Origin of the sequence: Okeania sp. SIO3I5 (genome assembly GCF_010672085.1) — a bacterium.
In the GTDB taxonomy this organism is placed as follows: domain Bacteria; phylum Cyanobacteriota; class Cyanobacteriia; order Cyanobacteriales; family Microcoleaceae; genus Trichodesmium.
This window is the reverse complement of record NZ_JAAHHT010000041.1, coordinates 51,963-59,450: the sequence shown is the minus strand read 5'-3', so window position 1 is coordinate 59,450 and position 7,488 is coordinate 51,963. Positions and strand designations below refer to the sequence as shown.

Genomic DNA, 7,488 nt, shown 5'->3' with positions numbered 1-7,488 from the left:
TGCGTGGAGTAGCTCAAGCGCAAACAGAAGTTAACTTGAGTTTATTGGAAAATTTCTCTCATTTGACTTTACCAGGTGCAGATGCTCTAGACTCGAAAAGCTTGAATGGAAAAGGTTTAAAAGTCATCATTGCTGATGATGCTAACAATGAGGAGCAAGCCAAAAATGTTGTTAATAGAATAGTAAAACAGTCAGAGATTCTAGGTGTGATTGGTCATTGGACCAGTGAGATAACGACGGCAACTGTAGATATATATAACCAAAATAAATTAGTAATAGTTTCCCCAGGTACAACCACCACTGAACTCACTGCAGCTCCCCGACAGTTTTTCTTCCGAGTTAGCACAAATAGTTATGTGTCTACAGATGCAGCGATTGATGTTTTGATGAGCAATCTAGTTAATCAAAAAAGAGTTGCAATTTTTTATAACCCTGCTAGTCCGTATTCCAGTGATTACAAAAAACGATTTGAAGAAAAATTTTTAGAAAAGGTAGGAACAGAAGAAGACATTATTGATTCATTTGATATTTCTCAGGCTAATTTTGATGCTAAAAGCGCTATTCAAAAAATTAGCAATTCTGGGGAATTAGCAATTGTTTTAATGCCAGATGGTCAAGTGAGTTATGCACTACCTAATGCTCTGGAAATCATCAAAGAAAATAATGCTCAAAATTCGATAGTAGGTAATTGGTCGGTTTATAGTCCGAAAACCTTGAATATTGCTGAACCTAAACTGGTAGAAAAACTGATTTTAACTGTTCCCTGGCATCCTCTAAGCAATCCAAATTCTTATTTTTCCAAAAAGAGTGAGCAGCTTTGGGGAGGACCTGTTAGTGGTCGTACAGCTTTGAGCTATGATGCTGCTCAAGTGCTAATCGCAGGAATTCGGCAAAAACCTACTCGTCGGGGAATTCAGAAGACATTAGCAGGTGAAAATTTCCGCCTTGAGGGGGTAACAGGAGAAATTAAATTTCAACCAGGGACTGGCGATCGCCAAAAACTAACCTTTGAGTCAGTTAAGATTGTTTCTTGTCCGACAAAGACGAATAGCGATCGCTTCATTTTTGTTCCTTTGGATTTTTCAAAAGCTGAAGTTGCAGGGTTGAACTGTCGGAACTCTCAGTAATGTTCTTTTCTGATAAGTGCGTTATGTCTAATCCGGTAGCATCAGTGTTATTTAGTCAGGACTTAGGCAAAGAAACCCGGTTTCTAGGGTAAATCATTGTTTTTGACAATAAACATCTACGAGAAACCGGGTTTCTGGGTTCACCTGCGATATTACCCCACTGATAACTGATAACTGATAGCTGAATGCTTAAAGCTATAGAATCAACTATCTTTTTTCACAGCACTTTCATGCCAATCTTTTAACAGAAAATCTGACAAAAATGTAAACAAAACAAAAATAGCTATTCCTAAACCAGTCGTCAAAAATAAAGCAGCAAACATTCTCGGAATTTGCAAATTATAACTAGACATTAAAATCTGATAGGCAATACCAGAACGAGCGCCTCCAGTACCTGCGATAAACTCAGCTACTACCGCCCCAATTAATGCCAAACCACCACTAATTTTTAACCCTCCTAAAAAATAAGGTAAAGCACTCGGAAATCTCAAATAAATTAGAGTTTGCCAACGAGAAGCTCCATATAATTTAAACATATCGCTCAAATTTTTATCGACGCTATTTAATCCCAAAGTTGTATTAGAAATAATTGGAAAAAATGCCACTATCCAAGCACAAAGAATTAAGGCAGCAAAAGTATTATCTCCAAGCCAAATAATAATCAAAGGAGCGATCGCCACAATAGGAGTAGTCTGCAAAATTACCGCATAAGGAAATAAACTTCTTTCAATCAATTTATTCTGAGCAAATAACATCGAAATCAATACCCCAGAAACCACCGCTACTGCCAAAGCAACAACTGTAATTTTGATAGTAATTAGCAAAGAAGTAAATAATGGATTCCATTCTGCAATCATTGTCTTAACTACTAATATTGGTCCTGGCAATAAATAGGGAGGAATATTCATCACTCGCACCGAAAATTCCCATGTGAGCAATACAATAATTCCCAAAATTACAGGAGCAATTATCTCAACAGAAAATAGCTGATTCCAGATGGGATTTTGTGGTTGAGTTTGTGTTAATTGTTGTTTGTGATTTTTTGTAATAGCACTTGGCATAATCTAAAATTAACTCTACTTATTCTATTCAATATTAACTCAAATAATAACACTAGATAATATATAGCAATCAAGAATGATTTGTGATAAAAAACTGTAGGAGTTTGGTCTTCAAACCCAAGTACCAAAGTATTTGGAGACCAAACCCCGCATTTATAAAATCTTACAAGATAAGCGAGGATTTCTATATTATCTCATTTCTACTTCAATGCCTATAAATAAATCGGAATCTGGAAGAGGAAATAAAGAGGAGGAATAAAGTACAAGAAAGTAGTAAATCTAATTTTTTTTTGATTACAAATTACCCAGATACAATATTATTAGATTTTTAGAGATATAGCATTTCTCATAAAGATGAGGTACAGTTACGATCCCCCTAAATCCCCCTTTTCAAGGGGGACTTTGAAGACTCCCCCCTTTTTAAGCTATGCTTTATAAACATCTTTCTTAACATAAAAATTGACAAAATAGACAAGTTATGTTTAAGTCTTGATATCATGTCCGGTAGCATCGGTATTGTATAGCAAAGGTAGGGAACAGGGAACAGGGAACAGGGAGGAGGGAGGAGGGAGGAGGGAGGAGGGAGGAGGGAGGAGGGAGGAGGGAACATTTAACTGGCAGGAATACTTAAGAGCCAGAAAAAAAACTTAAATTTCCGGTAAAATTCACCCTTGAGCTTACACCAACAATACCAGCGGACATGATATGAATCGGCTTTTTCAGGAGAAAAGTGTATTGAAAAATACACTTTTTTATCAATGTAGACAGGATTTTTCCTCCTCATCCTCCCCATCCTCCCCATCCTCCCCATCCTCCCCACCCTCCCCACCCTCCCCATCCTCCCCACCCTCTCCACAAGGGTTTCAGGAGTTCCTTATAAGGGATAGCTTTTTAAGGGGGGCAGGGGGGATCTAAAACTGTATCTCACCAATTTGAGAAACGCTATATATCTTTCTCTTCCATATTTAGACAGGTTTATTGCCAATTTTTAGTATCAAATCAAAATTAATTTATCTTTGTTACTGATAATTACTCAGTATTAAAAAATCTTAAGTTCCTGAAAAGCAAATTTGTAAGCATTCAGCTATTAGCGGTTACATTCAGCAAAAACATCCTGCGCTTAAGAACGGGGTTTAAATGAATATAGACTTTAAAGTCAAGAGAGCTAGTTTTTTCAGCACTAAGCAATTAGTCAGATTATTTTTTTTACTTTTAGAAAGAGATTTAAACCCCTCCTAAATCATCCTGCTTATAGAAGTAGGGAATTAACCCAGAGCTGCAAAAAGCTGATAGCTAGGGCGTGTCATTATTTTTTTTAGCTAAAATACTAAATCTTGTTGATATTTGCCAGAAAGTGTGTATCTGATTATGTATAAATATAATGATATTAATATAAAAATCACGCTCAAACTTCCAGTTAACCTTAATAATGGTAGTTGAGCCAAACTTTATTTAACTTAAAATCTAAATTCAAATACGACTATTAAGAATTTTTTTATTGTTAGTCTTCATCCATAGTCCTCAACTAACTAAATAAATAAACAAGTACATGGGAATGTGGTGATATCCGCCCCCTTCCCTTCTATCCAAATATTTAAAAATAGGATTATCTAGCGGGAAAAACAAATGACTTTATCCTTCAAACAATTAACCCTGTATTGTTCTCTATTGTCCATTGGTAGTGCTACAGGATGGTTCGGTCATCGTTATGTCGAAGCTCAAAAATTGGCCATAAACCCCGATGCAATACCTGTAGTCGAGCAGCAAATAGACCAACCATCTACTCCAACTTCTGAAAATGGCCTATTTTTCTCCTCCAACTATAATTTTATTGCCCAAGCAGTGGAAAAAGTCGGTCCAGCAGTAGTCCGTATTGATGCAGCTAAAAAGTTAACAACTCAAGTTCCAGAAGCTTTAAAGAATCCTCTCTTAAAACGTTTCTTTGGGGAAAATTTGCCTGTTCCAGAAGAACGAATTAAGCGTGGTACGGGATCTGGGGTAATTATTAGTGCTGATGGTCGTTTAATTACAAATGCTCATGTGGTTGATGGAGCAGATACAGTGAAGGTGACGTTGAAAGATGGCCGGGTTTTTGAGGGTGTGGTTAAAGGGGTGGACTCACTAACTGATATAGCAATAATTAAAATTGAGGCCACAGATTTGCCAGAAGTGTCTATGGGCAAATCAGAAAAGTTAATTCCCGGACAATGGGCGATCGCTATTGGTAATCCTCTGGGTTTGGACAATACTGTAACGGTGGGAATTATTAGTGCTATTGGTCGTACCAGTTCTCAAGTAGGTATTCCAGACAAGAGAGTTCGCTTTATTCAGACAGATGCTGCAATTAATCCTGGTAACTCCGGTGGGCCACTTTTGAACGATCGAGGTGAAGTAATTGGGATTAATACAGCTATTAGAGCGGATGCTCAGGGATTAGGGTTTGCTATTCCGATAGAAACTGCAAAAAGAATTGCTGATGAATTATTTCTTTATGGGAAAGTAGAGCATCCATTTTTAGGTATTTCAATGGCTGATTTAACCCCGGAAGTAAAGGATGAAATTAATACAAAACTGGAGACGAAAATTAAGGATAATCAAGGTGTAGTAATTACGGGAGTTATAGAAGATTCTCCGGCAGAAAAAGCGGGTTTACGTCAAGGAGATGTGATTCAAAAAGTAGGGGGAGTAACAGTTAAAAGTCCGACAGAAGTTCAACAAGAAGTCGAAAAAAGTTTAGTAGGGAAAAATTTAGCAGTAGAGGTAATTCGTAATCGAAAAATTGCCAAAATTTTAGTTAAACCTGATGCTTTTCCTGAGTCATTTGAATTAGAAATAGGAGAGGATAATTAATAATTAATAATTAATAATTAATAATTCAGGATTTATTTTTGTAATGGGGATTTATGAAGTCAGAAGTTAGAAGTAAGAAGTCAGAAGTTGTTTTTGTAATGGGGATTTATGAAGTCAGAAGTCAGAATTCAGAAGTTAAATTATTACTTTGTTATTTTGAGAAAAGAAAAAATATTTAACTGATAACTGATATAGCAATCTGGGCTGATATTGTAATATTTTATCTCACAGGGTTGGGTTTTTTCATCCCTCATGCGCTTGGGGAAAGGAGACCAAACCCCTACAGTTTTTTTCACCAATCATTTCTTATGGCTAAAATTTAGAATTCAGAATTTAGAATTCAGAATTCAGAAGTTAAATTTTTACTTTGTTACTTTGAGAAAAGAAAAAATATTTAACTGATAACTGATATAGCAATCTGGGCTGATATTGTAATATTTTATCTAATAGGGTTTGGTTTTTTCATCCCTCATTCGCTTGGGGAAAGGAGACCAAACCCCTACAGTTTTTTTCACCAATCATTTCTTATGGCTAAAATTTAGAATTCAGAATTTAGAATTCAGAATTTGTTTTTGTAATGGGGATTTTTGAAGTCAGAAGTCAGAAATTTTAGCAGTAAATACATACCCTACAATAATGAACTATTATTTGATAGTTGATGAAACATTTGATTCTCGTTTTACGTCTACAAAAAGGTCAATAGCCTTCCTTTTCAAGAGGATAAAAAAGGAAACTTCGGATTTTCTTACCTCCGAGTTCAGTCTGAGTTACTGATAACTGAAAAAGCTGATAACTGATAACTGATAACTGAAATGACAACTATAAGAACTATCTCCCAGTTAGAATTAACATTAACAGAAATAGTAGGAACAATATTTTCTATTACTGGTAACGATACTTTTATTCTGACGGCAGATAATGGTCAAAACTTTTTTGTTGATCTGATCGATGAACTTAATACTTCAATCTTAGGTTTACAGGTTGGTCAGTCAGTTAGATTAACAGGTTTTGTCAATATAGAAGATAACCGACTTAACCTAATTAATACAATTATAATTAATCAAGATGGTACAAGACCACCACCACCAATTGTCGGTCTTCAAACTATCTCTGGAACTGTTGGTTTTGTCGTAGATGATAATCAATTTATTCTCAATTCTAACGGTCAAATATACTTTGTTAATTTATTAGATGAATTTAATGCCATAGCATTAGATTTACAGCCAAATCAACCTATTACAATTTCTGGTTCTGTCACCTTAGAAAATGGCAGAATTGATGTTAATAGTTCTAGCATTGTAGATGGTGTAAATATTCCCACTCAACCTCCTTTTCTCCCCGAAGGTGAATTTCCTCCCGGTTCAATTATTGGTAATAATACTCCTCAATTTATTCAAGGTACTTTTAATAGTGATACCATTTTTGGTCTGGGTGGTAATGATACTATTGATGGTCAAGCATCTAATGATAGTGTGTTTGGTAATTCGGGAAGTGATAGTATTGTTGGGGGGACAGATGATGACATTCTTTTTGGCAATGTCGGAATAGATACTATTGATGGGCAAGATGGTAATGATAGTATTTTAGGAAATGAAGATAACGATCTTCTAAATGGTGGTGAAGGCAATGATACTATCGAGGGTAATACAGGTAGCGATGAAATAGATGGGGGGGGTGGTGATGATAGTCTTCAGGGTAATACGGGTAGCGATCGTATTTTGGGCAATGTGGGTAATGACACTATTTTGGGTAATGAAGAGAGCGATCGCCTCGAAGGTGGAATAGGGAACGATAGTATTTTTGGGAATGAAGCTAATGACAGTGTTTTTGGCAATGAAGGGAATGATATTATTTTCGGCAACAGAGATAATGATCGTCTGGAGGGTAACTCAGGTAACGATACTATTCGTGGAGGAAGAGGTAACGATCTAGTTGATGGTGGTTTTGATTTTGATTTTCTCCTGGGAGAGTTGGGTAATGATGAGTTGAGTGGAGGAGAAGGTGAGGATTTAATATTTGGTGGTAAAGATGATGATTTTCTTGATGGTGGTGAGGGAAATGATACTCTCAGTGGAGACCTGAACGATGATACTATTATTGGGCAGTTGGGTAATGATTTGATTATTGGAGCAGGTCGTGAGTCAGGAGAAAATGAGATTGACTTTTTGATTGGTAGTGGGGGAGCTGATACCTTTGTTTTAGGTAATACCAATGTTGCTTTTTACAGTTTTGCTGGTAGTAGCGATTATGCAATTATTAGCGATCTGAATAATGTGGAAAACGATCGGATAGTTGCATTTGGTGGTGATGGAATTGTTCTAGGACCTGCTGCTGTTGGTACGGATCGAGGTACGGGAATTTTTGTAGATGGAGATTTAATTGCTATTGTGCTTGGGGTGACCGAGTTTGAGGTTCAAAATGGGTTAATTGTGATTTAGAAAAAGTTAGGG

General features: G+C 36.3%; 5 protein-coding genes. 3 read left to right on the top strand and 2 right to left on the bottom strand.

The window, feature by feature from the left end; translation table 11 throughout:
- Positions 1 to 1,127: ABC transporter substrate-binding protein (locus F6K40_RS12400; protein ID WP_293136152.1), on the top strand; the 1,127-nt coding region annotated here is incomplete at its 5' end.
- Positions 1,128 to 1,330: 203 nt separating this feature from the next.
- Here the strand turns inward: F6K40_RS12400 and F6K40_RS12395 are convergent.
- Positions 1,331 to 2,188, bottom strand: coding sequence for an ABC transporter permease (locus F6K40_RS12395; RefSeq protein WP_293136151.1), 858 nt, complete (start codon positions 2,186 to 2,188; stop codon positions 1,331 to 1,333).
- A gap of 610 nt (positions 2,189 to 2,798) precedes the next feature.
- Positions 2,799 to 3,026 (bottom strand): hypothetical protein, encoded by a 228-nt coding sequence (locus tag F6K40_RS12390; protein ID WP_293136149.1) that lies wholly within the window; start codon positions 3,024 to 3,026, stop codon positions 2,799 to 2,801.
- 788 nt (positions 3,027 to 3,814) lie between these two features.
- On the opposite strand from F6K40_RS12390, the gene F6K40_RS12385 reads away from it, so the two are divergent.
- Both F6K40_RS12385 and F6K40_RS12380 read left to right on the top strand, forming a co-directional pair.
- Positions 3,815 to 5,038 carry an HhoA/HhoB/HtrA family serine endopeptidase gene (locus F6K40_RS12385; protein ID WP_293136147.1) on the top strand — a complete coding sequence of 408 codons (1,224 nt, stop codon included), beginning with the start codon at positions 3,815 to 3,817 and terminating at the stop codon, positions 5,036 to 5,038.
- Positions 5,039 to 5,850: 812 nt separating this feature from the next.
- Entirely contained in the window at positions 5,851 to 7,476 is a 1,626-nt protein-coding gene (locus tag F6K40_RS12380; RefSeq protein ID WP_293136145.1) for a calcium-binding protein, read from the top strand.
- The last annotated feature ends 12 nt before the right edge of the window (positions 7,477 to 7,488 follow it).

Excerpts from the sequence above, each read along its gene's own strand:
- F6K40_RS12395 (WP_293136151.1), bottom strand. The coding sequence starts at position 2,188 with ATGCCAAGTGCTATTACAAAAAATCACAAACAACAATTAACACAAACT.
- F6K40_RS12380 (WP_293136145.1), top strand. The coding sequence starts at position 5,851 with ATGACAACTATAAGAACTATCTCCCAGTTAGAATTAACATTAACAGAA.
- F6K40_RS12385 (WP_293136147.1), top strand. The coding sequence starts at position 3,815 with ATGACTTTATCCTTCAAACAATTAACCCTGTATTGTTCTCTATTGTCC.
- F6K40_RS12390 (WP_293136149.1), bottom strand. The coding sequence starts at position 3,026 with ATGGGGAGGGTGGGGAGGGTGGGGAGGATGGGGAGGATGGGGAGGATG.